23 protein-coding genes are annotated in these 26177 nt (G+C 68.7%); 12 read left to right on the top strand and 11 right to left on the bottom strand.

Features of this window, described 5'->3' with window-relative positions; genetic code table 11:
- Nucleotides 1-56 precede the first annotated feature (56 nt).
- From VHC04_RS06685 to VHC04_RS06675, 3 genes are read left to right on the top strand one after another with little or no spacing between them, the layout of a single operon-like run.
- On the top strand, nucleotides 57-1031 hold the full coding sequence (locus VHC04_RS06685; protein WP_325679310.1) for a D-2-hydroxyacid dehydrogenase family protein: 975 nt from the start codon (nucleotides 57-59) through the stop codon (nucleotides 1029-1031).
- On the top strand, nucleotides 1028-3115 hold the full coding sequence (locus VHC04_RS06680; protein ID WP_325679308.1) for an alpha/beta hydrolase domain-containing protein: 2088 nt from the start codon (nucleotides 1028-1030) through the stop codon (nucleotides 3113-3115). Before VHC04_RS06685 ends, VHC04_RS06680 begins: the two co-directional genes overlap by 4 nt.
- Before the next feature lie 33 nt (nucleotides 3116-3148).
- Entirely contained in the window at nucleotides 3149-3484 is a 336-nt protein-coding gene (locus VHC04_RS06675) for an EthD family reductase (protein WP_325679306.1), read from the top strand.
- A gap of 108 nt (nucleotides 3485-3592) precedes the next feature.
- Here the strand turns inward: VHC04_RS06675 and VHC04_RS06670 are convergent, their stop codons facing one another.
- The 4 genes from VHC04_RS06670 to VHC04_RS06655 form a co-directional block, all read right to left on the bottom strand.
- Nucleotides 3593-4309, bottom strand: coding sequence for a biotin--[acetyl-CoA-carboxylase] ligase (locus tag VHC04_RS06670; RefSeq protein ID WP_325679304.1), 717 nt, complete (start codon nucleotides 4307-4309; stop codon nucleotides 3593-3595).
- A gap of 148 nt (nucleotides 4310-4457) precedes the next feature.
- Complete coding sequence (locus VHC04_RS06665) at nucleotides 4458-5450, bottom strand: Tim44 domain-containing protein (protein ID WP_325679302.1); 993 nt, start codon at nucleotides 5448-5450, stop codon at nucleotides 4458-4460.
- Between the two features lie 178 nt (nucleotides 5451-5628).
- Entirely contained in the window at nucleotides 5629-7422 is a 1794-nt protein-coding gene (locus VHC04_RS06660) for an IlvD/Edd family dehydratase (RefSeq protein WP_325679300.1), read from the bottom strand.
- Nucleotides 7423-7594: 172 nt separating this feature from the next.
- Nucleotides 7595-9010: an MFS transporter gene (locus VHC04_RS06655; protein WP_325679298.1), complete on the bottom strand. Its 1416-nt coding sequence runs from the start codon at nucleotides 9008-9010 to the stop codon at nucleotides 7595-7597.
- 217 nt (nucleotides 9011-9227) lie between these two features.
- Between VHC04_RS06655 and VHC04_RS06650 the strand changes: the two genes are divergently transcribed.
- The 4 genes from VHC04_RS06650 to VHC04_RS06635 all read left to right on the top strand — a co-directional run bounded on the left by VHC04_RS06650 (nucleotide 9228) and on the right by VHC04_RS06635 (nucleotide 12389).
- Nucleotides 9228-10376, top strand: coding sequence for a hypothetical protein (locus VHC04_RS06650; RefSeq protein WP_325679296.1), 1149 nt, complete (start codon nucleotides 9228-9230; stop codon nucleotides 10374-10376).
- Between the two features lie 10 nt (nucleotides 10377-10386).
- Nucleotides 10387-10923 carry a UGSC family (seleno)protein gene (locus tag VHC04_RS06645; RefSeq protein WP_325679294.1) on the top strand — a complete coding sequence of 179 codons (537 nt, stop codon included), beginning with the start codon at nucleotides 10387-10389 and terminating at the stop codon, nucleotides 10921-10923.
- Nucleotides 10924-11015: 92 nt separating this feature from the next.
- On the top strand, nucleotides 11016-11714 hold the full coding sequence (gene msrA, locus VHC04_RS06640; protein WP_325679292.1) for a peptide-methionine (S)-S-oxide reductase MsrA: 699 nt from the start codon (nucleotides 11016-11018) through the stop codon (nucleotides 11712-11714).
- Between the two features lie 93 nt (nucleotides 11715-11807).
- Nucleotides 11808-12389 (top strand): nucleoside 2-deoxyribosyltransferase, encoded by a 582-nt coding sequence (locus tag VHC04_RS06635; protein ID WP_325679290.1) that lies wholly within the window; start codon nucleotides 11808-11810, stop codon nucleotides 12387-12389.
- Nucleotides 12390-12584: 195 nt separating this feature from the next.
- On the opposite strand, the gene VHC04_RS06630 is transcribed toward VHC04_RS06635, so the two are convergent.
- From VHC04_RS06630 to VHC04_RS06620, 3 genes are all read right to left on the bottom strand, one after another.
- Nucleotides 12585-13601, bottom strand: a complete 1017-nt coding sequence (locus tag VHC04_RS06630) for a phytanoyl-CoA dioxygenase family protein (protein ID WP_325679288.1) — start codon at nucleotides 13599-13601, stop codon at nucleotides 12585-12587.
- A 310-nt stretch (nucleotides 13602-13911) separates the two neighbouring features.
- A complete protein-coding gene (locus VHC04_RS06625) occupies nucleotides 13912-15069 on the bottom strand; it encodes an MFS transporter (protein ID WP_325679286.1) in 1158 nt (385 codons plus the stop codon).
- 109 nt (nucleotides 15070-15178) lie between these two features.
- Nucleotides 15179-15925 carry an SDR family NAD(P)-dependent oxidoreductase gene (locus VHC04_RS06620; protein ID WP_325679284.1) on the bottom strand — a complete coding sequence of 249 codons (747 nt, stop codon included), beginning with the start codon at nucleotides 15923-15925 and terminating at the stop codon, nucleotides 15179-15181.
- A 150-nt stretch (nucleotides 15926-16075) separates the two neighbouring features.
- On the opposite strand from VHC04_RS06620, the gene VHC04_RS06615 reads away from it, so the two are divergent.
- Nucleotides 16076-16966 (top strand): LysR substrate-binding domain-containing protein, encoded by an 891-nt coding sequence (locus VHC04_RS06615; RefSeq protein WP_325679283.1) that lies wholly within the window; start codon nucleotides 16076-16078, stop codon nucleotides 16964-16966.
- A 113-nt stretch (nucleotides 16967-17079) separates the two neighbouring features.
- The gene (locus VHC04_RS06610; RefSeq protein WP_325679281.1) at nucleotides 17080-18132 is read left to right on the top strand and encodes a hypothetical protein; all 1053 of its coding nucleotides are present in this window, start codon (nucleotides 17080-17082) and stop codon (nucleotides 18130-18132) included.
- Nucleotides 18133-18138: 6 nt separating this feature from the next.
- Here the strand turns inward: VHC04_RS06610 and VHC04_RS06605 are convergent, their stop codons facing one another.
- Nucleotides 18139-18957: a helix-turn-helix domain-containing protein gene (locus VHC04_RS06605; protein WP_325679279.1), complete on the bottom strand. Its 819-nt coding sequence runs from the start codon at nucleotides 18955-18957 to the stop codon at nucleotides 18139-18141.
- A gap of 112 nt (nucleotides 18958-19069) precedes the next feature.
- Between VHC04_RS06605 and VHC04_RS06600 the strand changes: the two genes are divergently transcribed.
- Nucleotides 19070-20542 carry an MFS transporter gene (locus tag VHC04_RS06600; RefSeq protein ID WP_325679277.1) on the top strand — a complete coding sequence of 491 codons (1473 nt, stop codon included), beginning with the start codon at nucleotides 19070-19072 and terminating at the stop codon, nucleotides 20540-20542.
- 2 nt (nucleotides 20543-20544) lie between these two features.
- On the opposite strand, the gene VHC04_RS06595 is transcribed toward VHC04_RS06600, so the two are convergent.
- Both VHC04_RS06595 and VHC04_RS06590 read right to left on the bottom strand, forming a co-directional pair.
- On the bottom strand, nucleotides 20545-21714 hold the full coding sequence (locus tag VHC04_RS06595) for an acetyl-CoA acetyltransferase (protein WP_325679275.1): 1170 nt from the start codon (nucleotides 21712-21714) through the stop codon (nucleotides 20545-20547).
- Nucleotides 21711-22109, bottom strand: a complete 399-nt coding sequence (locus VHC04_RS06590) for a Zn-ribbon domain-containing OB-fold protein (protein ID WP_325679274.1) — start codon at nucleotides 22107-22109, stop codon at nucleotides 21711-21713. The genes VHC04_RS06595 and VHC04_RS06590 overlap by 4 nt, the downstream gene beginning before the upstream one ends.
- Before the next feature lie 146 nt (nucleotides 22110-22255).
- Between VHC04_RS06590 and VHC04_RS06585 the strand changes: the two genes are divergently transcribed.
- Nucleotides 22256-22867, top strand: coding sequence for a YqgE/AlgH family protein (locus VHC04_RS06585; protein WP_325679272.1), 612 nt, complete (start codon nucleotides 22256-22258; stop codon nucleotides 22865-22867).
- Nucleotides 22868-23455: 588 nt separating this feature from the next.
- Here VHC04_RS06585 and VHC04_RS06580 read toward each other — a convergent pair.
- Nucleotides 23456-24139: a hypothetical protein gene (locus tag VHC04_RS06580; RefSeq protein ID WP_325679270.1), complete on the bottom strand. Its 684-nt coding sequence runs from the start codon at nucleotides 24137-24139 to the stop codon at nucleotides 23456-23458.
- Nucleotides 24140-24550: 411 nt separating this feature from the next.
- On the opposite strand from VHC04_RS06580, the gene VHC04_RS06575 reads away from it, so the two are divergent.
- Nucleotides 24551-25975: an MBOAT family O-acyltransferase gene (locus VHC04_RS06575; protein WP_325679268.1), complete on the top strand. Its 1425-nt coding sequence runs from the start codon at nucleotides 24551-24553 to the stop codon at nucleotides 25973-25975.
- The last annotated feature ends 202 nt before the right edge of the window (nucleotides 25976-26177 follow it).

Here is a 26177-nt window from a genome sequence, read left to right as displayed (position 1 = left end):
TGACAGGCCAGGGGCGGTTTGATCGAGTTCACGCCCTACCGGCCAGGGCGGACGCCATGAGGATCGTGATACCGGACGACTACCAGGACATGGTGCATCGCCTGGCCTGTTTCCGCCTGCTGGCCGGCCACGATGTCATCCGCTACCGCGAGCCGGCGGCGGATTTCGCGGCTCTCGCCGAGCGGCTGCGCCCCGCCGAGGTGATCGTCGCGATCCGCGAACGCGTCGATTTCTCCCGCGCGCTGATCGAACGGCTGCCGAATCTGCGCCTGATCGCCCTGGTCGGGCGGGCCGCCACGACGATCGACTACGCGGCCTGCGCCGATCACGGCGTGCTGGTCTCGACCGGCGCCAGCAATTCACCGCACGCGCCGGCCGAACTGACGCTGGCGCTGATGCTGGCGGCACGCCGCCATATCGTGCTGGAATCGGAACGGATGCGCCGCGGCGAATGGCCGTGCACCCTGTCGCACCGGCTGGCCGGCAGCACGCTGGGCATCTTCGGCCTGGGCCAGATCGGCACCATCGTGGCGCGCGCCGGCGCCGGCATGGGCATGAAGGTGCTGGTGCTCGGGCAGGAGGCCTCGGCCCGCCGGGCCGCGGAGGCCGGCTATGCCGTCGCCGCCGGCAAGGCACAGCTGTTCGAGCAATCCGACGTGCTGTCGCTGCATGTGCGCCTGCGACCGGATACGCGCGGCATCGTCGGCCCCGACGAGCTGGCGCTGATGAAGCCGACCGCGCTGCTGGTGAACACCTCGCGGGCGGAGCTGGTCCAGCCCGGCGCGCTGCTGGCGGCGCTGCGCGCCGGGCGGCCCGGCTACGCCGCCGTGGACGTCTATGAGCAGGAGCCGGTCGTCGGCGGCGACCATCCCTTCCTGGCGATGCCCAACGTTGTCTGCACGCCGCATCTGGGCTGGGCGGAATGGGAGAATTTCGAGCTGTACTTTCGCGAAGCCTTCGAGCAGATCGTTGCCTATGCGCGCGGGGAACCGTTGCGCCTCGCCCCCGCGTTGAAAGGACACACGTCATGAGCCGGCATTTGACCATCCGTATCGATGACCGCCGGCCGTTCGCCGATGGCCATGATTTCGGCGGCACCGGACCGTATGAGCGGCTGAGCGGACGGGTGCTGTTCGCCGTCGACCCGGATGCGCCGGCGCAGGCCGATGTGGTGGATATCGACAAGGCGCCGCGCGACGAGGACGGCCGCGTCCGTTTCGAGGCCGATTTCATGATCCTCAAGCCGGCCCACGGCAACGGCCGGGTGCTGTTCGACTACGGCAATCGCGGCCACAAGCGGGCGCTGCAATTCTTCAACGACGCGCCGCACAGCAATGATCCGCTGTCACGCGCGCATGCCGGCAACGGGTTCCTGATGCGCCGCGGCTACGCCGTCGCCTGGCTGGCCTGGGAAGGCGACATCATGCCCGGCGACGGGCGCGTCGTGCTGGACGTCCCGGTTGCCACCGACAACGGCGCGCCGATCACCGGCCGGGTGCGCACCGAGATCATCGTCGACGCCCCCGGCACCACGACCCTGCCGCTGAGCGGGCGGGTCGCCGCCTGGTCCTACCCGGTCGCCGACCCCTCGGACGCGGTGCTGACCCGGCGGCGCTTCCCGTACGATCCGAAGGAGGTCGTGCCGCGCTCCGCGTGGTGCTTCGGCCAGCGCATCGCCGGTTCGGGCGCCGAGTCGGCCGGCACCGAAAGCGCGCTGGTGCCCTCGGACCGGTTCATCCACTACCCCGCCGGGTTCCAGCCGGGCTGGATTTATGAGCTGCTGTATACCGCCCGCGATCCGAAGCTGATGGGGCTGGGCCATGTCGCGGTGCGCGACTTCGTCAGCTTCCTGAAGCATGAGGACAGCGACGCCAATCCGCTGGCCGGCGTTCAGAAAGTCTATGGCTGGGGCCGCTCGCAGACGGGACGCTGCCTGCGCGACTTCGTCTATCGCGGCTATAACGCCGACGCCGCCGGGCGGCGCGTGTTCGACGGCGTGATGCCGCATGTCGCCGGTGCCGGACGGAAATGGCTGAACCATCGTTTCGCCAGCCCGATCGTGTCCGGCGGCCAGCAATACGAGGATCATTTCAACATCGCCGATTCCTTCCCGTTCTCCTACGCCTGGAGCCGCGATCACCTGACCGGGCGGGAAGATGCGATCCTGAAACGGCCGCAGACGGACCCGCTGGTATTCCATACCCAGACCGCTAGCGAATACTGGACCCGCCGCGGCTCCCTGGTGCATACCGACACGCAGGGGAACGACCTGCCGCAGCCGGACACGGTGCGGGTCTATTTCTGGTCCAGCTCCCAGCATTCGGCCAATCCGCTGCTGGCCGCGCCGGTGCGCGGTGTGGGCCAGAACCTGTCGAACAGCGTCGCGACGTCGATGCTGTTCCGCGCGATGCTGGACGCGATGGACCGCTGGGCCACCGACGGCACACCGCCGCCGCCCAGCCGCATCCCCACCCGGGCGGATGGTACGCTGGTGGAGTACGCGCGCTGGAAACGGCAGTTCCCCGCGATCCCCGGGGTGATGCCGCTGGCGGAGCCGAACGCGCTGCCGCTGCTGGACTTCGGTCCGGATGCCGAGCGCGGCCTGCTGCGGGAGCCGCCGGAGCTTGTGCGTGGCCGCAACGACCCCGATGGCGCGCCCAGGCCGGCGCATCAGGGGCCGGCGCACCAGGGGCCGGCGCATCAGGGGCCGGCGCATCAGGGGCCGGCGTATCAGGGTTTGCGCTATACCGTGCTGGTGCCGTCGGTGGACACCGACGGCAACGACGTCGCCGGCGTGCGGGTGCCGATGGTGGAGGCGCCGCTGGGCACCTATACAGGCTGGAACCCGCGCGCGCGCGGCTTCGGCCACGGCGTGCAATGGCGGTTCGAGGGCAGCTACATCCCGTTTCCGGACACCGAGGCGGAACGCGCGCTGACCGGCGATCCGCGCCGGCCGATCCAGGCGCGCTACGCGGATTGGCACGCCTACCAGGCGGCGATCGCCCAGGCGGCGGAGCGGCTGGTCGGCTGGGGGCTGATGCTGGACGAGGATATCGCCCGCTGCGTCGAGGCGGCGGCGGACTGGAACCGGTCCCGTCACGTCACCAGCCTTTAGGCCGCACCGATTGATAACGGAGGAAATGAAACCATGATCAAGATGCTCGCGCTGCTGACCCGCAAGGAGGGGATCACGCATGAGGAATTCGTGAAGCACTGGTATGAGATCCACGGTCCGCTGGCACACGCGGTGCCCGGCATCCGTCGCTACGTGCAGTCCCATATCATCGGCAGCCGCAGCCGGCCGGACATTCCCGACACCGATGTGGAGGTCGATGGCATCGCGGAGCTGTGGTACGACGACATGGCCGGTTTCGAGCGCGCCGCCGCGACGCCGGAGATGAAGCGGTTGACCGATGACGGCGCGCTGTTCATCGGCCGCATCAAGAGCTATGTGATCGAGGAGCGGCAGATCATTCCGAAATAATGCCGATCGCCGCCAGCCCCGTTCGGCCAGCCCCGTCAGACCGGCCCTGGTTCGATCGACGTTCGATCGGACCTGGCCCAACCCGGACCTCGTTCAGACCGCCGCCCTTCAACCCGCGATAACGACGTCGCCGGCGAGGATCTTCTGGATGCCCTCGGGGGTTTCCAGCAGCAGCGCGCCGGCGTCGTCCAGGCCGGAGAACCGGCCCTCCAGCGGCGTGCCGCTGGCGTTGATGCGGATCATCTCCCCGATCGGATAAGACCGTTCCAGCCAAGCGGCCTTGATCGCCGCGAACCCTTCGGTCCGCCACTGGCTCAGGAACCGGGCCAGCCGGTCCAGCAGGATATCCCGAGCGCTGTCGACCGAGGCGATGCCGCCATTCGCAACCAGCGTCGTGGTCTTGTATTTGCCGCCGGAGGGTGCTTCCAGCACATTCAGGCCGATGCCGAGGATCACCGCGTCGTCCTCCATCTCCAGCAGGATGCCGGAAATCTTGGCATTCTCTACCAGCACGTCGTTCGGCCATTTCAGCAGCGCGCGCCTGTCTTTGGGCAGCAGCGTTTCCACCGTCTCGGCCACCGCCAGGGCGGCGACGAAGCCCAGTTCCGCCGTCCGCTGCGGCGGGGTATCGATCCGCAGCAGGATCGACATGTAGAGGTTGCCGGGCGGGCTGAACCAGGTGCGCGTCAGGCGGCCGCGGCCGCTGCGCTGCTCATCGGCATGGATCACCGTGCCATGCGGCGCGCCCTCCCGCGCGAGGCGGCGGGCCTCGTCGTTGGTCGAGCCAATCGAATCGTAATGTCTGACCGCGAACGTCTCGGCCATTGTCCCCCACTGCCGGAACCGTCGGAACGGGGAAACCTAGCATGCGGCGCGTCGGGTCAAAACCCCGCCCCCTAAAACCTGCCCCCTAAAACCCGCTCCCTGGCCAACCCGGGACGATTCCTTGAGACGATCGGATGAAAAACGGCGGTCAGCGCGCCTGCTGGATCGCCGACAGGATCCACTGCCCGTCACGGCTCCGCAGAAAGGTCCACAGCTCGGTCGCGGTCTGGTGCTCCGTCGGGCTGCCGTCCACCACGCGGCCGGCGGCGTCCCGCGTCACGTCGATCATGCTGAACCGCATCGCCACCGTCGCGTAATCCACGCCACGCTCCGACCAGGCCTGGGCGAGATCGCCGGACTGCAGGCGGACATCGGACACGGTGTTGCGGACGCCGCGGCTGACCTGGTCCGCCAGTTGCTGGGCGAAGTAGCTGACCATCTCCGGCGTCGCCATCGCCTGCAACGCGTTGAGGTCATGCGCGCTCCAGGCGGCCTGGATGCCGTACAGCGCCTGCTCGAACTGCTGGTAGTCGGCCGGCGTGACCTGGATGGACGCGCCGGCCGCGGTCCCGGCCATGCCGCCACCCGCCATGCCCGCGTTCGGTGTCCCGTATCCGGGCCCGCCATCCGCCATGCGACCGAACATGGCCTGGCCATTGCCCATCGGGCCGTTCGCCATCATGGCCCGGCGATTGCCGCTCAGCAGCCGCCACACGAAGCGTGCCAGCACGACGATCAGGAACAACTGCAGCAGGAAGCCGATGAAGCCACCGAAGCCCAGGCCGCCGCCAAGGAAGCCGTGGCTCAGCAACAGCCCGCCCAGGCCGGCGCCGATCAGGCCGCCCATCAGCCCGGACATGAAGCCCGACCGCGGGCGCTGATTATAGCCATAGCCCGGGTTGGCCTGGTTATAGCCGGTGTTCGGCTGGGATGGCTGCGTCATGCTGCGCTGCATCGGCGTGCCGCCATAGGGCGCGGTGCGCGTTGCCGGCGGCGCCGAATAGGTCATGCTGCCGCGGCTGCCCATGGAGCCGCCGCCGCCGGCGCGCGCCATCGCCAGATCGGGCGCCAGGACCAGGCCGGGTGCCAGCACCAGCGCGGCCGCCGCGATCGCGGCGATGAGCCGTCCGGCTCGTTGCATCGGTTGAGAATCGTCGCTCATGGCGGGGCAATATGGTGCGTCCCGGCCGCCGCCCAAAGAGTCTTGTCGGCCAGCCGATCATTTTTCAGCCGGTGACCTTGCCGGAAATCATCGGAGATCACCGGTGGCCAAGGGGTTGGACGCCGCGATGCCCTGCTAGGGCCGGGCTCTCCGCGGTTTAATGATTGTTGCGCGACTCGCCGCGTGTCTCGATCACGTTCAGGAACAGCGTGGCCGGTTCCAGGCAGGCGCCGGTACCGAGCTGGCCGACCATGGAGCGGTAGATCTGTTCCCATGGAGTCATGTTCACCAGCGTCGGGGCGGTCCAGGCCGATTTACGGCGCTCCAGCTCGCCTTCCGGCAGCAGCACGTCGACCTTGCGGGTGTTCAGGTCGATGCGGATTCGGTCCCCCGTCCGCAGGATGGCCAGTCCGCCGCCGACCGCCGCCTCGGGCGAGACATTGAGGATCGACGGCGAGCCCGAGGTGCCGGACTGCCTTCCATCGCCCATGGTCGGCAAGGTCGTGATCCCCTGTTTCAGCAGTGCGGCGGGCGGCTGCATGTTCACCACTTCGGCGCTCCCGGGATAGCCGATCGGGCCGCAATTGCGGATCACCAGGACGGATTGCTCCTCGACGCCCAGATCCGGGTCCTCGATGCGGTGGTGATAGTCCTCCGGCCCGTCGAACACGATCGCCTTGCCCTCGAACACATTCGGGCGCTCGGGGTTGGACAGGAAGCGATTGCGGAAATCCTGGTCGATGACGCTGATCTTCATCACCGCGCTGTCGAACAAATTGCCCGACATCACCACGTAGCCCGCGGCCGGCATCAGCGGCTTGTCATAGGCCCTGATCACCTCCCGGTCGCCGTCGGCTACGTCCTTCAGGTTCTCCGCCACGGTTTTGCCCGTCACGGTCATCGCGTCGCCATGCAGCTTGCCGGCGGCCAGCAGCTCCTTCATCACCGCCGGCACGCCGCCGGCGCGGTGGAATTTCTCGCCCAGGAACCGGCCGGCCGGCTGCAGGTCGACCAGCAGCGGAATCTCCGGCCCCAGGCGCTGCCAGTCCTCCAGGTCATGCGCGACGCCCATATGGCGGGCGATGGCGATCATGTGGATCGGGCAGTTGGATGACGCCCCCAGCGCGGCGGCGGCGACCACCGCGTTCTCGAACGCCGGCTTCGTCATGATGTCGGACGGGCGCAGGTTTTCGTGCACCATCCCGACGATGCGCCGGCCCGTCTCATACGCCATCCAGCCGCGTTCGCGGTACGGCCCCGGGATGGCGGCGCAGCCGGGCAGCGACATGCCCAGCGCCTCGGCCAACGAGTTCATCGAGGTCGCGGTGCCCATGGTGTTGCAGTGCCCGACCGACGGGGCCGAGGACGACACCATGTCCATGAACCGGTCGTAGCCGATCTTGCCTTCGGCGTAGAGTTTCCGGCCTTCCCAGACGATGGTGCCGGAGCCGGACAGGCGGCCCTGCCACCAGCCGTCCAGCATCGGGCCGCCGGACAGGACGATGGCCGGGATGTTCACCGTGGCGGCGGCCATCAGGCAGGCCGGCGTCGTCTTGTCGCAGCCGGTGGTGAGCACGACGCCGTCCAGCGGGTAGCCGTGCAGCACCTCCACCAGTCCCAGATAGGCCAGGTTGCGGTCCAGCGCGGCGGTCGGGCGCTTGCCGGTCTCCTGGATCGGGTGCACCGGGAACTCCAGCGGCACCCCGCCGGCGGCGATGATGCCGTCGCGCACCCGCTTCGCCAGGTCCAGATGGTGGCGGTTGCAGGGCGAGAGGTCGGACCCGGTCTGCGCGATGCCGATGATGGGCTTGCCGCCGCGCAGCTCCTCCGGCGTGATGCCGTAGTTCATGTAGCGCTCGAGATAGAGCGCGGTCATCGCGGGATCGGCCGGATCGTCGAACCAGCGGCGGGAGCGGAGGCGCTTTCCCCGGTTGCTGTCGTCATGGACCATGGCGCGTCGCTCCCGTCTTCAAACCCGGCTTTGCATCGGTCGGACAGTGGGATTTGGGCCGGGCGTGGTCAAGCCAGGTGTGGTCAAGCCGGGCGTGGTCAAGCGGTTATCGCCGCCGCCGGTCCGCCGGATCCTTCGGCGTGCCGGCGGAACAAGGCCGGGCGGGACGCCGCTACTGCGTCTGCAGCAGCGGCGTGTGCGAGATCTCCTCCAACGAGCGGTGATTGGTGCGCGGGCCCCAGATGCCCACCGACAGGATCACCACCGCCATGGCGCTGGCGATGAACAGGAACACGCCCGGCACCCCGAAACCTTGCAGGATCGCGGCGATGAAGAAGCCGGTGAAGATCGTGCTGAACCGGCTCCAGGAATACACGAATCCCACCGCCGTTGCCCTGATACGGGTGGGAAACAGTTCCGTCTGGTAGTTATGTGCCGAGAACGACAGCCAGGCATTCATCATCGTCTGCAAGGTGCCGATGACGATCAGCGGCCCGGGCTGTGTCTGGAAGGCGAACAGCACGCCGAACACGGCGATGCCCAGGCAGGACAGGCAGACCTGCCACTTGCGTTCGATCCGGTCGGCGAACAGCGTGCTCAGCAGCGGGAAGATCGGATAGGCGAAGGCGATGATGAAGGCGTATTCCAATGTCTGCGACACATGGATGCCCTTGCTGATCAGCAGGGTCGGCACCCAGTTGGCGAAGCCGTAGAAGCCGATGGTCTGGAAGAAGTTCGCCACCGACAGCATGATCGTGCGGCTGCGATAGGCGGGGCTGAAGATCTCCGCCAGCCTGCCCTTGCGCGGGTCCTCGATCACCGGCGGTTCCGGCGCCGGCAGCGGGCGGCCTGATTCCGCCGCCACCTTGTCCTCGATGGCGCACATCAGCCGGTCGGCCTCGTCCACCCGTCCCTGCTGGGCCAGCCAGCGCGGCGATTCCGGCAGGCGCAGGCGCACGATCCACACCAGCAGCGCGCCGACGGAGCCGATGATGACCACCCAGCGCCAGCCGGACAGGCCCAGCGGCGCGGTCGGGTTCAGCACCCAGGCCAGGAAGGCCACCAGCGGCACCGGCAGGAAGCCGATCGACTGCTGGATCGCGAAGGTGCGGCCCCGAGCGCGCTTGGGGACGAGCTCGGAGATGTAGGTGTCGACCGTAACAAGCTCGACGCCGATGCCGACACCGGCGACGAAGCGCCAGAAATTGATCGCGTTCGGTGTGGTCTGGAATGCCATGATCAGCGTGGCGATGCAGTACCAGACCAGCGACACGGTGAATACCGTGCGCCGTCCGAAACGATCCGCCATCTGCGTGAAGAACATCGTGCCGATGAACAGACCGGCGAACAGCGCGGCGATGAACGAGGCCAGGCCGGTGAAGCCGAATAATGACACGGTCGTGGGAGTGAAGATCTTGTCGGCGAACATGCCGGGGGCGATCGATCCGGTCAGGAAGATCGCGTAGGTGTCGAACCACCCGCCCAGCGATATCAGCAGCACCAGCGTCCAGATGGTGCGGGTCATCGGCAACCGGTCGAGGCGGGCCGTAACCTCCGCCGCGGCGGAGGGAAGGGCGCGAACCTCCATGTCGTTATCTCCCTGTCAGCATTTTTGATTTGCGGCGATGGTGGGCGACAGGCGCAGGCTTGTCAAATTTCAAGCCGAAACAATCTGCCCGGTTCGGAGATGCCGAACCACGGTGAAGCTGGCGGGACCCCGGCGGGACCCCGGCGGGGAACCACGGTGACACCGGCACCGGCGCGTGCTGCGCTGCCGGCCGCAATCCAGCCGGCGGGAGCGGACGATGGGCTCGACCACGACCATGATGAACCAGACGCCGCACACGGCGACGAACCAGGCGCCGCGCACGGCGACGAACCAGACGCCGCACACGGCGATGAGCCTGACATCGAAAATCCACCAGGCCGCCGATATCGGTGCGGTCCAGGAACTGTACCATGCCAATGGCTGGACCGACGGGCTGCCGATCGTGCCGCCGACCACGGACGCCGTCGCCGCCTGCCTGGACTGGGCGATGCTGCCGCCGGATCAGCTGATCGGCATCGAACCGGTCCGGGCGATGCCGGTCACCGCCGAGAAGCTGGCGATCAACGCGGTGATGGCCGGCTGCCTGCCGATGCACTTCCCCGTCGTCGTCACCGCCATGACCGCGATGCTGGCCGAACCCTTCCTGCTGCACGGCGCCACCGCCAGCACCGGCGGCTGTGCGGTGCTGGTGATCCTCAACGGCCCGATCCGGCTGGAGATCGGCGCCTCGGGCGGGTTCAACGCGCTGGGCAACTCCGACCGCGCCACCGCGGTGATCGGCCGCGCCATCCGCCTGGCGCTGATCAACATCCTCGACGTGCGGCCGGGCGGCATCGACCGTTCCACCCTCGGCCATCCGGGCAAGTTCACCTATTGCATCGCCGAGGACGAGGAGGACACCGCCTGGGCGCCGCTGGCTCAGCTGCGCGGCATGCCGCCGGGCGTGTCCTCGGTGACGGTGATGGCGGCCGGCGCACCCCGCCAGATCATGAACGAGTGGACCACCGATCCGCGCGAGATCCTGGAGACCTTCGCCGCCGAGATGCGCGCCAACCTGCGGCACTACTCGTTACATGCCGGAAACTATGCCATCGTGATCCCGAAGCAGCTGCGTGAGCACATCCAGGCGGCGGGCTGGAGCAAGGCCGACATCGCCGCCTTCATCCACGAACGCGCCCGCATCCCGCGCCGCGAATGGGCCGATGTCGGCAAGGGCGCGGTGGTGCGCGACCGTGGCGACACGATCTATCCGGCGCTGGAATCGGCGGACCACCTGCTGGTGATCGCCGCCGGCGGCCCGGCCGGCGGCTTCGGCGCCATCATCCCCCCCTGGCTCGGTCACAAAAGCCAGGCCGTGACCATGGCCATCGGCGCCTGTGTTGACTGCGAGCCGCCGAAAGGGTGAAGCTGCCGCCATGCGTTTCCAGGTGCTGGACCCTACCAACGAACGGGCGCCGCCGGTGGGCCGGCTGGCGCCGCGCCCGGCCGGGGGCCTGCTGTCGCTGCGCGGCAAGACCGTCGGCTTCATCTCCAACGGCAAGGAAGGCACCAAGGGGTTCTTCACCCATCTGGACCGCCTGCTGCGGGAGGAATGCGGCGTCGCCCAGGTGGTGTCGCGCACCAAGTCCAACTACAGCGCCCCCGCCGATGGCCCCATCGCCGGGGAGGTCGCCAACTGGGACATGGTCGTCACCGGCATCGGCGACTGAGGCAGCTGCTCGTCGTGCAGTCTGCACGACGCCATCATGGCGGAACGGCAGGGCGTCCCCGCGGTCGCGGTGATGACGACCCGCTTCGTCAGCGCGGCGGAACTCATGAGCCGGGTGCTGGGCATGCCGGGCTATCGGTTCGCGGTGATCGCGCACCCGGTCAGCAGCGCGACGGACGACGCGCTGCGCGCCATGGCCGAGGCGACGATCGAGCAGGCGCGGGGACTGCTGGTGCCGGCATGACAGGATCGGCGATCGCCGTGTAACGGATCGCGTGCCAGCCGGGTCTGTCTTGCGGACGCCGCGTCCGGCGCCCGTCGAAAGGATGGTCCCCCATGCCCGGTTTTCCCCGCCGCCCGTTTCTGCTCGCCGCGCTTGGTGCCTGCGTGTCCACACCGGCGACCCTCGCCTCCGCCGCCGACACCGCCCTGCCGGCGCCGGCCATGGATGAGCCGCCGGGTACCGCCCCGCGGGAGGTCGCGGTGTTCGCCGGCGGCTGCTTCTGGGGCGTGCAGGGCGTGTTCCAGCACGTGAAGGGTGTCAGCAAGGCCGTCTCGGGCTACACCGGCGGCGCCAGGGACACGGCGCATTACCGGATCGTCGGCACCGATTCGACCGGCCACGCGGAGTCGGTCCAGGTGACCTTCGATCCGAACCAGGTCAGCTACGGCACCTTGCTGCGGGTGTTCTTCTCGGTCGCGCACGACCCGACGCAGTTGAACCGCCAGGGGCCGGATGTCGGCACCCAGTACCGCTCCGCCATTTTCCCGCTGTCGGACCAGCAGGCCCAGGTGGCGAAGGCATATATCGCCCAGCTCGACAAGGCGCACGCCTTCGACGCGCCGGTCGTGACGACGATCGAGCCGGGCAAGACCTTCTACCCGGCCGAGGACTACCACCAGGACTACCTGACCCTGCACCCGGACCAGCCCTATATCGTCTACAACGACCTGCCGAAGATCGCGGCGCTGAAGAAGGAATTTCCGACGCTGTACCGGTCCGATCCGGTGCTGGTGGCGGCGGCGAAGCCCTGACCGGCGGAGTACGCATCTTCGGGTGTTCCTATAAGGTTTCACAACCGGCGCCAGAGATCGGCTATACAGGACGCGCTTCACCGCGGAGGCCGCATGTCGATTCGCGTCTACCTGGCCGGCCCGGACGTCTTCCTGCCGGAGCCGGCGGTCTGGCTGGACCGCAAGAAGGCGATCTGCGCCGGCCATGGCCTGACCGGCGTCTCGCCGCTGGACGCGCTGGCGGGGGAGCCGGCGCGCTGGACGTCGCTGCCCGCGTGGCGGCGCATCGCCTTGTGCAATGAGGCGCATATCCGCGGCTGCGACGCCCTGCTGGCGAACCTGACCCCGTTCCGCGGCCCCAGCGCCGATGCCGGCACGATCTATGAGGTCGGCTTCGCCCGCGCGCTGGGGCTGAAGCTGTTCGGCTACGCCACGGTGGCGGCACCGTTCCTGGACCGTACCATCGCCCATCTGGACGGCGCGGCCGCGCAGGCCGAGGACGGGTCCTGGCGGGATCCGGACGGGCTGCAGATCGAGCAGTTCGGCCTGTTCGACAATCTGATGATCGAGGGCGGCATCCATGGATCGGGCGGCATGCTGCTGCGCGAGGACGCGGACAGCCGCTGGTACAACCTGGGCGTGTTCGAACGATGCGTGCGGATGGCGGCGGAGATGCTGGTCGGGGTGGCCGGGTAGGGCGGCAAAAACGGTCCATTCTTCACCGGAACGGACCGGATCGGAATGGACCGGTCGCTACCGACACCGACCGGCGCCTCTGCTCGGGCGGCCCTGGCGCCGGCGGGAACAGAACGGTCCGCCGGCACCCTGACGGGAAGGCGTGCGACGGGTCGAACGCCATCCCGACCGAGATGACGCGACCGTCAGGCCGGCTCAGCCGTCCAGCCGTTCCAGCAGCCGTTCCGCCCGTTGCCGCTTCGCCGCGTCCTTGTCGCGCTGGATGATCCGCAGGATCGCGTCGCGCGCCTGGCGGTCCCCGCGCTCCGCCATCTCAAACGCCATCGCGTCACGACGGTCGTAATAGCTGCGGTCCAGCGGCACCACGTCCAGCGCGAGAGTCTGCCAGTAATACTGGCCATCCGGCCGTTCCCATGTCGCATAGACCTCGTCCCAGGTGCCGCAGCCGGCATACGGGACCATGTTCACATCGGCGATCGGCTGGCTGGCCGGCTGGTAGCGCGCGTCGAACGACATGCGGATCTCCCGCGTCCGGTTCGGCAGCGCCTTGTGCACCGTCACATCCGAGAAGATCAGCACGTCGCCCGCGTTGAACGACCCGGTGACCCAGGTGCCGGGGATCGGCACCGCGATATCCATCCCGCCAGCGCCGGTGCCCACCTTGGTGTCCAACACGCCATCCCTGTGCGACCCCGCCGCAACCGCCAGCGCGCCCTTCTCCCGCGGGCAGTCGCCGATCGGTACCCACATCGCGTAGCTGGTGGCGCCGCCGATATGCACGCGGTCCTGGTGGATGCCGGTGGTGAAATCGAAGTCGCCGGCCTGCGGAAAAATGTTGCGCTGAACGAACATCGGATGCGCCAGCGCGGGCTCTCCGAAAATGCGGCTGAACAGGTCCAGCACCACCGGCAGCGTGCGCAGCCGGTGCAGTTCCTCGTCCCGCCACAGGGTCCGGAAGACGCGCATGTAACGATCCTCGGGGTCCTTGCAGGCGGCCGCCTGGTTGGCGATGCCGGCCCCGATCGGCGCGGCCGGGTTCAGCCAGCCCCCCGCCGCCGCCTTCTTCAGCAGCCGCGCGCGGACCGCTCGGATCGCCTCGGCCGGCAGCAGGCCGCGCAGGAACAGATAGCCGTCACGGTCCAGCCGCCGCCGCAGCGCGGGACCATCCGCCAACAGCGCGGTGGAATCCAGGAAGTCGGGATAATCCGTCATGTCTCCGTCCCTGCCATTGCGCGGGGGGCCTCCGCCACGCCCCATCCGCCGGTTGGCGCGAACTATGCGGGACCGCCCGGGCCGGCGCAAATCCGCCCACCCGCTTCGGGCGGGAGACCGGCGGTGTCCCGATTCCGGGCCTTGATCGTCGCACCGGTTCGGCCATCGGTTCGGCCACCGGTTCGGCATGACGCCCGACGGGATGCGTTCGACGGCATGACGCCCCACGGGGATGCGTTTGACGGGATGACGTTCGACGGAGAGACATGGCGGTGCCGGACCGGTTTGGCTCCCGGTCCGGCCGCGCGGCTCAGCCGTCCACCCGCACCCGCAGCCAGGCCGTGACCAGCGCCAGCCCCGCCGTTGCCGCCCCCAACGCGCACACCGCCGGCCAGCCGCCCCGGGCCCAGGCTTCACCGGTCAGCCACGCCGCGATCCCGCCGCCGCCGAACTTGCCGATCATGTAGACCGTCGCCAGCCGCGTGCGAATCTCCGGCCGCAGGCTGAAAATCACCGTCCGGTTGGAGATGTCGGCCGCCGTCGCCCCCATGTCCAGCAGGATCATGCCGGCGATGATCCCCGCCAGGCCGCCGCCAAGACCCGCCAGCACCGTCCAGGAGGCCAGCACCGCCGCCAGCGCCGCCAACAGCGACTGCCGTGGCCCCCGCCGGTCGGCGAAGCCGCCGACACAGGGCGCCAAGACCGCCGCCGCCGCGCCGATCAGGGCCAGGCCGCCGACGCCGTCACTGCGCCAGCCGAACGCGCTGCTTTGCATGTACAGCGAGATGCCGACCCATAGCGTGGTGAAGGAGCCGGTGGCCAAGCCCTGGCACAGCGCCGACCATCGCGCCACCGGAACGGTCCGGACCACGTCCAGGACGCTCCGCATCAGCGCGGCGTAGCCCGCCCGGGTCGCGGCGGGTTCCGCGGGCACGGTGCGGCGGAGCGCCAGCAGCACCAGCAGCATGGCCACGGCGGCCAGCGCATAGACGGCACGCCAGCCGGCATGCAGCCCGATGACGCCGCTGACACCGCGTGCGAGCAGCATGCCGACGATCACCCCCTGGCCCAGCAGGGCGGTCACCCGGCCGCGCCGTGCCGCCGCCGAGCGTAGCGTCGCGTAGGGCGGCAGCACATAGGGCACGATGCCGAAGAAGCCGACCAGCAGGCTCATGCCCAGCAGCACCGCGCCGTCCGGCGCCAGCGCCACGCCGGTCAGCGCCGCCGCCTGCGCCAGGATCGAGGCGGTCAGCAGCCGCCGCGTCGGCATCACGTCGCCCAGCGGCAGCAGGACGGCGATGCCGGCCGCCACGCCAAGCTGGGTCAGCGCCGGCAGCAATCCCAGGGTGGCCCCTCCCAGGCCCAGGGAGGCGCCGATATCGACCAGCAGCGGCTGCGCGTAGTTCGCGTTGGCGACCGCCAGCCCGCAGGCGGCGGCCAGCACATGGATGTCCGCGCGCGACAGCATCCCGCCGGTCATCGCCGGCGCCGACACACGGGGCCGACGTCGGCACCGGCATCGGCATGGGCGGCAATGGTCCGGGCATGGGTCATCACACCGTCTCCCCGCCGGATGGTCAGGTCGCGGACTTGCCGCCATCCACGGACAGGATCTGCCCGGTGATGAAGCTCGCCTTGTCCGAGGCCAGGAACAGGATCGCCTGCGCGATCTCCTCCGGCCTGCCGGCCCGCTTCATCGGCACGCCGGCCACCAGGCCGGCCTTGCGGTCCGCGCCGCCGGTGAAACGATCCAGCATTGCGGTGTCCACCGGGCCAGGCGCCACCGCGTTGACGCGCACGCCGGCCGGCGCGCCCTCCAGCGCCGCGGCCTTGGTGAGCCCCTCCACCGCGTGCTTGCTGGCGGTGTAGATCGAGGCACCGGGCACGCCCTTGTGCCCCATCGTGGAGGACAGGTTGACGATGCTGCCATGACCCTGGCTCAGCATCACCCGCATCTCATGCTTCAGGCTCAGCACCGTGCCCAGCACGTTGGTGTCGAAGGTGACGGCGTAGCGGTCACCGTCCTGGTCGGTGACCGGGCCGGGCGAGCCCTCGGTGCCGGCGTTGTTGACCGCGGCATCCAGGCGCCCGAAGGCGGCGACCGCACGCGCCACCAGCGTTTCGACTTCTTCCTCCCGCCGGACATCGGCGCGGACGAACAGCGCCTCGGCGCCCAGGTCCCTCAGCGCCGCCGCCAGCTCTTGGCCGGCTTCCTCATGCCGGCCGGAGACGACGATGTGCGCGCCTTCCCGCGCGAAGGCCAGGGCGGTGGCGCGGCCGATGCCGGTCAGCGCGCCAGTGATCAGAACGACGGGTACGGTCATGGTTCCTCTCCTTGAGCGGGTCCTTGAGCAAGCCGGTTCCCAGCCGTGATGGGCATGACCGGCGGTGGTGACGGGAGGGAAGTAGGAGCCCTTGCCGGGGAGTGGAAAGACTTTGTATGGATCGCCCCATACCTGTCAGGCATCGCCGCCATGGAACTGCGCCACTTGCGCTACTTCGTCGCCGTCGCCGAGGAAGGCAGCTTCACGCGGGCCGCCGAGACGCGGCTGCACACCGCGCAACCTTCGCTCAGCCGGCAGATCCGGGACCTGGAGGAGGCGCTGAAGGTCCGCCTGATCGATCGCGGCCCACGCGGCATGACGCTGACTCCGGCCGGCACGGTGTTCCTGGACCACGCCCGCGCCATCCTGGCCCGGGTTGATGCCGCGATCGATGCCGCGCGGCGTGCCGACCGCCCGGCGAGGACGCGCTTCACCGTCGGCTTCCTGACCGGACACGAGATCGGCTGGCTGCCCCGGGTGGCGCGCGCGCTGGGCGACGACTTGGACCGGATCGAGCTGGTCGTGCACAGCGCGTCCTCTCCGGAGCTGCTGCGGGCCTTGCTGCGGGAGGAGATGGACATCGCCTTCCTGCGCCCCTCGGAGGCGGACTCCGCCATCGCCTTCGTGACGCTGGTGGAGGAGGCGCTGTTCGTGCTGCTGCCCGCCGGGCATAGGCTGGCGCGGCGCAAGACCGTGCCGTCCGAGGCGTTGCACGGCGAGCGGTTCATCGCGTTTTCCACCAGCTACTCGCCGGTGCTGCGGCGGACCATCGACTCGTATCTTGAGGCGAACCATATCGAGATCATTCCGGTGGAGGGCGCGGAGACCCTGCCGATGGTGGTGTCCCTCGTGTTGTCCAATGATGCGGTGACGCTGCTGCCGGCCTATATGCGGCCGTTGCTGCCCGCCTCCGTCGTCGCGCGGCCGTTGGCGGGGGTGGCGCCGACGATCCCGCTGGCGTTGGGCTACCGTGCCGGGAATGAGTCGACGGTGCTGGCTCGGTTCCTGGGCAAGCTGAACGAGCTGGCGGCATCCGACTGACCGCGTCCGGGGACGCGGCTATGGGCATCGATGTAGGAATTATTGCTTGATCGAGGCTGCAACCTATGATAGAAGTCGGGCCTTCCTTTCCCCTCCCGTCCAGGCCGAGCCCGATGTCCTCCCGCAAGCGTCCGTCCGACACTCTGATCGCCACGATGGTCGCGTTCCTTACGCCGCTTTTCCTCGGCGGGCCCACCGGCAACGCCGATCCTGGCCTCGCGCGGGCGCAGGCCGCGGAGCTGGTGCAGGATTTCAGCGACCGCTCCGCCTGGGAGCTGTTTGCCGCCGCGCGCGTCGTCAGCCTGGGCATGGCCGCGATGGCGTCGACGGAGATGTCGTTGCGGGACGACCTGCCGGCTGTGCTGGCGTTGCGGTGCTGGTCGGTGGCCGGCGCGCTGCACCGCACGGCCACCCGGATGGAAGACCGACTGGCCAGGGCCCCCGCCGGGAGCGGCCGGGCCGGCCGGGGCCAATCGGCCGCCGAACCGCCGGCCCAGGCCGCGCCGCAGGCCCCCGCTCTCGCCGCCCCCGCTCTGGCCGCCCGCGCTCTCGCCGCCCCCGCTCTGGCCGCCCCCGCTCTGGCCGCCGCCGACCTGCAGCGGCAGCTCGACCCAACCCGCGCCGCAGCGGACGCGTCGGATGGGCAGAAGGCCGGTGTGGAGGACCTGCCGGCCGCCACTAGCAACCGGGACGTCATCCCGGAGGCCACGGCGGCCGCGCCGACCGCCTCAGAGGATGAAATCCCAGCAGACCCCGACCTTGTCGTGCGCCTGTGTCCGGAGCCGGTGACCGCCACGGCGGCGCACCACCCGTTGGCCGTCGCGCCCTCCGCCGGCGCTCATCCGCGGCAGGGCGGTCAGCTTGCGGGAGATCAACGCGCGGGAGACCAACTGGCCTGGGCGACCAGCATCAACACGGTGCTGTCGGAGATGGTGCGGGACATGCCCCGTATCCCGGCATCGGCGCGGAAGGCGCAGCTTGCCCGCATCGAGGCGTTGCGCGCCGCCACCGATAATCTTCTCGCCGGAAAAACGATTGCCGGCGCCGCGCGCGGCTCTGTCTCACCCCTGGCGCTGATGACGCCACCGACGCCGCCCGGTGCCCTTCCTCCCGGTGTCCTTCCGCCCGGCTCCATGCCGCCACGGCCGAACGTCGGGCCGGCCTGATCCGCGTCAGGCCCGCGCGGCGGTGGCGGGCGCGGTGAGGCGGCGCAGGCGTTCGGCGGTCGCCGCGTCGGCCGGGTAGAACGCCTCGATCACCAGCTCCGACAGCGTGACCTCGGTGGGTGTGCCGAAGATCGTCGTCGTCGAGATGAAGGAGAGGCGGCCGGCCGGCGTGTCCAGCAGCAGCGGCAGCGCGACGCCGGCATCGGCGGCCTCGCCACCGGGCCCGTCGCCGCCGCCCAGCGCGGTCAGCTCCACCAGCAGCGTTTCCAGCGCCGGGTCGGCCGAGGCGGCTGCCTGGCGCCGCAGCCGCTCCAGGATATGGTGGCGCCACTCCGGCAGGTTGGCGATGCGCGGCGCGATGCCGCCGGGATGCAGGCTGAGCCGCAGTACATTCACCGGCGGCCGCAGCAAGGCCGGGTCGGTGATGCCGGTCAGCAGCGGCGCCAGCGCGGCATTGGCGGTGACCAGGGTCCAATGCCGGTCGACGGCCAGCGCCGGGTTCGGCTCATGCGCGCGCAGCATCGTGTCGACGATGGCGCGCGCGGCGGCCAGGCCGGGATCGTCCAGCGCCCGTTCGGGGTAGACCGGCGCATATCCGGCGGCCAGCAGCAGGGCGTTGCGGTCGCGCAGCGGCACCTCCAGCGTCTCGGCCAGCCGCAGCACCATCTCCCGGCTCGGCTGGGCGCGGCCGCTTTCGATGAAGCTGAGGTGCCGCTGGGAGATCTCGGCGTCCAGCGCGAGGTCGAGCTGGCTGCGTCGGCGCCGCTGCCGCCACAACCGAAGGTGGTCGCCAATGGGGCGGGGGAAGGGAAGGACGTTCGCCATGGCGCCATCCTAGGCGCGCGACGGCGGTGGCGCGATGACCTGGCGCGTAATCGACCGGGTGCCGCCGGGTCCGTCAGCATCGGCTCGTTTCGGAGCAGAAGGAGACGAACCGATGTCCACGACGATCCTTCCCGCCGCCTGGGGACCGCCGGCGGAGCGCCGCTGGTGGGCGCTGGCGGTGGTGGTGGCGGCGCAGTTCATGTTCGTGGTCGACGCCTTCGTGGTGAACGTCGCGATCCCGACGATCCGCCGCGACCTGGGCGCCTCGGCCGGGGAGATGGAGGCGGTGCTGGCGCTGTACCAGGTCGCCTATGCCGCCTGCGTGATCACCGGCAGCCGGCTGGGCGACATCCACGGCCGGCGGCGTGTGTTCGTGGCGGGGGTGCTGGCGTTCACCGCGACCTCGGTCTGGTGCGGCCTGGCCGGATCGGGGACGGAGCTGGTGGTCGCCCGGGTGGCGCAGGGCGCGGCGGCGGCGCTGATGGTGCCACAGGTGCTGGCGACGATCCATGCGCTGTTTCCCGACGCCGGGCGGGGCAGGGCCTTCGCGGTGTTCGGGATCGCGCTGGGCCTGGGCGGCGCGGTGGGGTTCGCCGCCGGCGGCTGGCTGGTGACGCTGGATCTGGGGGGGTTGGGCTGGCGGGCGATCTTCCTGGTGAACCTGCCGGTCGGGCTGGCGGTGGCGGCGGCGGCCTGGCGGCTGATGCCGGTCGGGGAGACCCGGCCGGGGATGCGCCTCGATATCGGCGGCGCCGCGCTGCTGTTCCTGGCGCTGCTGTGCCTGATCGGCCCGCTGCTGGCCGGGCACGAGCTGGGCTGGCCGTGGTGGCTGTGGCTGATCCTGGCCGATGGCGCGGTGCTGCTATGGGCGTTCCTGCGGCTGGAGCGCCGGGTGCAGCGCCATGGTGGCCTGCCGCTGATCGACCTGGCCCTGCTGGGTAACCGCGGCTTCGTCCGTGGCCTGTCCACCGCCTTCGGGTTCCACTTCGGAAACGTGTCGTTCTACCTGCTGATGACGTTCTTCATGCAGAACGGCCTGGGCTTCTCCCCGGCTCGGAGCGGCCTGGCCGTGGTGCCCCTGGCGGTGGCGTTCACCTGGGCGTCCCACAAGGCGGGCGGCTGGGTCGGGACGTATGGACTGCGCGTGCTGCTGATCGGCTGCCTGATCCAGCTGCTGGGTGTGGCGGCGCTGCTGGACCTGTCCATGACGACGCCGCCGCCCGGCATGGCGGCGCTGGTCCTGGTGCTGCCGGTGTTCGGGTTCGGGCAGGGGCTGGTGATGGCGCCGCTGGCGGGGTTCGTGCTGGGACGGGTGCAGGCGGGGCAGGCCGGCTCCGCCGCCGGCATGCTGAACACGACCCAGCAGGGAGCCAACGCGGTGGGGATCGCCGTGGTCGGCGCGGTGTATGCGCTGGGCGGCACCCCGGCCGCGCTGGTCCTGCTGGGCGGGTCGGTGCTGGCCACCGGAACGCTGCTGACCTGGACGGCCAGGGCGCCCCAAGGGAACGCACCCCAAGGGAACGCACCCCAAGGGAACGCATCCCGAGGGGGCGCATCCCAGGGGGGCGCGGGTGGAAGGGCGTGATGTCACACGGTCGACGGGCCGCCCAGGATCGTCGTGGCCTGGGCGGACAGCACGCCGCCATTGCCGTGCACCAGCGCCAGCTTGGCCCCGTTCACCTGGCGCTGGCCGCACTGGCCGCGGAGCTGGCGCACCGCCTCGATCAGGATGAACAGCCCGTACATCCCCGGATGGCAATAGGACAGGCCGCCGCCATTGGTGTTCACCGGCAACGACCCGCCCGGCGCGATCCGGCCGCCCTGCACGAACGGCCCGCCCTCACCTTTCTTGCAGAAGCCGAGATCCTCCAGGAACAGGATCGTGTTGAGGGTGAACGCGTCATACAGCGCCAGCACGTCGATATCCGCCGGCTTCACCCCCGCCGCCGCATAGGCCTGGCGGCCGGACTCGATGGCGCCGGTATGCGTCAGGTCCGGCATCGAGCTGATATTGGCATGGGTGATCGACTGCCCGCTGCCCAGCAGATACACCGGCGTCTGCTTCAGCGCCTTCGCCCGGTCCGCGCGCGTCATGACCAGGGCGCCGCCGCCATCGGTGACGAGGCAGATGTCGCGCACCGTGAACGGCTCACTGATCGGGCGGGCGTTCAGCACGTCCTGGATCGTGAGCGGCTTCTTCTCCCACGCCACGGGGTTCATCAGCGCCCATTGGCGGGCGGCGACGGCGACCTCGGCCAGTTGCTCCCGCGTCGTGCCGTATTCGTGCATGTGCCGGCTGGCGGCCATGGCGTAGGCGCTGGCGGGGAGGAAGGGCTGGAACGGCGTCTCATACGGGTTGTATTCGCGCTGGCTGGCGGCGCGGCGGCCGACGGTGCGCTGGGTGCTGCCATAGGCGACGACGGCGACGTTGCACAGGCCGAGCTCCAGCGCGGCGTGGGCGTGGGCCAAATGGATCTCGAACGAGGAGCCGCCGACGATGGTATTGTCGGTGAAGGCGTTCGGCAGGCCGAGATACTCCGTCAGCGCCATGGCCGAGAAGCGGGACTGGGTGGTGGCGCAGAACACGCCGTCCACGTCCTTCAGCGCCAGGCCGGCATCGGCGAGGGCGGCGTGGACGCCCTGGGCCATCAGGTCGATCGGGCTCATGCGGTCGGCGACGGCGCCCAGGTCGGATTCGGCGGCGCCGACGATGGCGACGCTGCCGCGGGTGACCGTGTGTCCCATGGGGGTGGTCATTGGCCGCCCTCCGCACCGGTTTCGGCGGGGGTGAAGACGGGGTAGGGGTCTTCGTCCCCGGCCGGACGGTGGACGCGGAACTTCACCCGCATGCCGATCTTGACGTCGCGGGGCGGGATGTCCTCCACCCGGCTCATCATGCGGAAGCCCTCATCGAGGTCGACCAGGCAGACGTTGAAGGCCTGGCCCTCGCGCGGGTGGACGACGGTGGTGGCGTGGACCGTGCCCAGGCCCTGGCTGACCCGCCATTCCAGGTCCGCCTCGCCCGTCACCGGCGCGATCACGCGCGGGTAGAACACGGCTTTCCCCAGGGACGGGCTGTATTGGTAGCCGAGCTGGCCGCGTTTGAGGTGGTCCAGGTAGGTGGCCAGGGGCGAGACGGTGAGCGTGTTCATGCGGGGCGGATTCCCTTCGCGGATGCGGACGGGGATGCTGATAGCGCCGCGCCGGCGGGACGCCAAATGGCGGGGGGACGCGGGGTGCGGGGATGGCGGGTATGTCATGCTTGCGATCGGGCGCGTCCGGCGCCAGATTTCGCCGCATGGCAAAATCCTTTTCCGGCGCCGACGACGGTGTGGCCAAGCCGCAGGGCGTGGCCGATCCTTATCTGACCGGGCAGTTGCTGATCGCCATGCCGGCAATGGCGGACCCGCGTTTCGCGCAGACGGTGGTCTATCTGTGCGCGCATACGCAGGAGGGGGCGATGGGGCTGGTGCTGAACCGGCCGATCGTCAAGCCGACCTTCGATGAGCTGCTGAAGCAGCTGAACGTGGAGCCCTCGCCCCCCGCGCGGCAGATCCGGCTGTGCGCCGGCGGGCCGGTGGCGAATGCGCGCGGGTTCGTGCTGCACACGACGGACTGGACGGGGGAGGGGAGCCTGCGCGTGGATGACAGAATGGCGCTGACCGCGAGCCTGGACGTGCTGAAGGTGATCGCCGAGGGCGGCGGGCCGCGGTCCTGCATCCTGGCGCTGGGGTATGCGGGCTGGGGGCCGGGGCAGCTGGATCGGGAGATTCAGGAGAATGCGTGGCTGTCCGTGCCGGCGGATGAGACGCTGCTGTTCGATCCGGACCACGATACGAAGTGGCGCCGGGCGCTGGGGAAGCTGCGGATCGATCCGTTGCTGCTGTCGGATGTCGCGGGGCATGCGTAGGGGGTGGTTTCGGGCGTTGATGGAGGGAACATATAGGGAACTTTTAGTGGATCAGGGGGGTTGCTTTATCCGATCGTTGCCTTGCGGATTGCGGGCAGGCTTTGATGAGGGCGGCGAAGTTACATAAAGCTGTTTATGACAAGTTGTTGAAAGGCTACGAGCGGCCGTCGGGAGCCGCCTGTCATATCAGCGCCTTATGCGGCACCCCGAATCTTTTACGGGGCCGCACGTTGGTGACCGACACGCGCCTATTTTGGACACCTCTAAAAACCTCGTCACCTTCGCGGACGATATGACTCGATGACCGTTGCGGAAGCGGAGGATGGCGGACCTCTAGTTGTTTCTGGATACGAATGTGTGGCTATAGACGGTCTCCGCTGCGGGACCATCACCCGCATTGCGTGCCAGAATCCTTTCACGGCATGACACGCCGCCAGAACCGCCATCTCATCCTGCATCTCTTTTCCGCGACCCGCGCGACCAGATCATGCTGCACGGTCAGTGGCCCGCTGCAAACGATTATCTGGGTTTTATTTTGTGACCTGCGCCGCCGGGTTTGACAATATATCCCGGCGATTTTGCAGGAACTCAGTCGGCCCGGCCGTGGTGACCACAGGTTCCTTTGCATTTGAGTCTAGTCGGGAGCGTCAGAGGAGGCGTACTTGGCGGGGTAGGGGCAGCTAGAACTGTTTTTGCCAGCGGAGACGTGGTGATTGGCTCAGGTGAAGTGACTTCGGATCCGACCGGTGCGGCAAGAGTCGTATCGACTTTGACCGGGTTTATGCTGATATAATCTCTTCTTCCCTTTTGATCTTGCTTGAAGAATACGCTGCCACCTATATTGACAATAGGAGTTGCAGCCCCACTTGCATTCTTCGAAATGGAGACAAGGTAGTTGACACTCATTTCCTCCTGAGCCGCACTGGTTGCATAGTATATATTTGACCGATTAACCACATAGGAGGACAGTTCATCCACCGCCTTTTTTATAACTGCCTTGCCCGGATTTGGAGCAACACAATTAGCGATGGGTCTCACAGTAACTTCTAAGCGGTCTTCCCCCTGAACGGTTAAATTCCCGCTTCCCGCGCCGTATGCACCCTGAAGCGCCGCCTGTCCTCCAGAATCTATTAGAGAGTAATAATCGTTGGGAACTTTATCAGATGCCGCTACGATATTTGGTGCCTTACCAACCTCATAAGCTGCAATTCCTAGAGGAGTGTAAAGACCGTCAGCACCTCTCTCCACCAAATGCCCGCATATCAAGGCCATGGAGTAACGATTCTCTTCGGGCTTAATTATATCGTTCGATATATAGCCAGGAGGAATAGGAGGGTTGGGGGGGAATTTTGGGGGTGTCCAATGTAGTAATGCCGCACCCTGAGGCTGCGATAGGCGCTGCGGCAAGCCAAACGCGAACCTTCACCTTTTCACTCCTTCGACGTGGAGTTGTTCAAACGACGCCCATGCCGACGAACAAGTTTGATCCAGTATGTCCCGCACTCGCCGCTAAACTGACTGCTGACAACGCCCTTTATTACGCCAAAATCATTACGTTCCTAGCTAGATTTTGCTATAACGGAACGTCATTTTCTACCCGAAAATTAAAAATCTGCCACCACCTCACCCCAACCACATTAACTCTCCAGTAACCAATCCCCGCCTATCCTCCCCCGACCACCCATGCCCAACACCCTCCCCTTCCTCCTCTTAACCCTCCCCACCATCCTCCTCGGCACCGCCCTCACCGGGCGCGCCGGCCCCCGCGCGACCAAAGCCTTCCTCCTCGCCGCCTCCCTCGCCCTCTACGCCTGGAACGCCCCGGCCTCCCTCCCCATCCTCCTGCTCTCCGTAACGGCCAACATCCTCCTGACCCGCGCCATCGCCGCCGCGACAACCCACAGAACCCGCATCACCATCCTCGGCGTCACCGCCAACCTCGCCCTTCTGGCCTGGTTCAAATATGCCGCCCCCCTCCTCGGCCTCTCCGAAACCCTCCCCCTCGGCATCAGCTTCTTCACCTTCGTGCAGATCGGCCTGCTGCTCGCCCAATCCGTCTCGGACCAGCCCGCGCCGAGCCCGACGACCCAGGCGCTGTTCGTCACCTTCTTTCCGACTGTCACATCCGGACCGATCCTCAATCCCACCGAAACGCTGCCGCAATTCTCCCGAACCGATCAGTGGCGCCTCACCACCCAAAATCTTGCCGTCGGCGCCGGCTTTTTCCTCATCGGTCTGCTCAAGAAATCACTGCTCGCCGATCCGCTCGGCAGCCTCGTCGCCCAGAATTTTGCCCATGCGCCCGCGCTGACCCTGCAATCCGCGTGGTGGACCGCCGGTGCCTGGTCGATGCAGCTCTATTTCGATTTCTCCGGCTACACCGACATGGCGATCGGCCTGGGCTGGATCCTCGGCGTCCGCCTGCCGGACAATTTCGACCAGCCGTACAAGGCGCGCTGCGTCATCGACTACTGGCAGCGCTGGCACATGTCGCTGACCCGGTTCCTGATGACCAACGTCCACGCGCCGCTCACCATGGCGGTGCTGCGCCGCCGCCGCCGGCGCGGGCACCGGATCGACGACGCGGCCCGCCGCACGCCGACCGGGTTCCTGACGATGATGGTCGGCCCGATCGTCACCACCATGCTGCTGATCGGCGTCTGGCACGGCCCGCGCTGGACCTATGTCCTGTTCGGCCTGCTGCACGCCGGCTTCCTGCTGGTCAACCACGCCTGGCGCCTGTGGAAAGGCCCGACGCTGCCGCCGCTGCTGTCCATCGGCCTGACCTACCTGGCGGTGCTGGTCGGCGCCGTGCTGTTCCGCGCCGAGACCCCCACCCAGGCCGTCCACCTCCTGGCCGGCATGCTCGGCGCCCACGGGGTCTCCGCCGCGCCGGACCCGCGCGCCATCCTGAACGCGCTGTGGCTGGCCGGGCTGTATGCGATCGTCTGGGGCGCCCCGACCACGCGGCAGATCATGCAGGCGGACCCGCGATCCTGGCTCCGCTGGGCGCCCACGCCCCGCTGGGCCGCCGCGATGGGCTGCGCCCTCACCCTCGGCCTGCTGGCCGCCGGCGGGACGGGCGAGTTCGTCTATTTCCGCTTTTGATCCGGATGATCGATGCAGGCTGAACCCGATCCCGCCGCGCCGGCCCCATCGCCGCCGCCTCCGGCGCCGCCCCCGTCATCATTGCCTCCGTCATCATTGCCCCTGTCGTCGCCACTCTCGTCGTCGTCCCGTCACGGTCCCTGCCCGTCATGGCGGGCGCCGGCCCGGCATCCGCGCCTGGCGTTGGAACAACCCGCCCCCG

This window comes from Rhodopila sp. (assembly GCF_035548095.1).
GTDB lineage: Bacteria > Pseudomonadota > Alphaproteobacteria > Acetobacterales > Acetobacteraceae > Rhodopila.
This window is presented reverse-complemented; position numbering and strand designations above follow the sequence as displayed.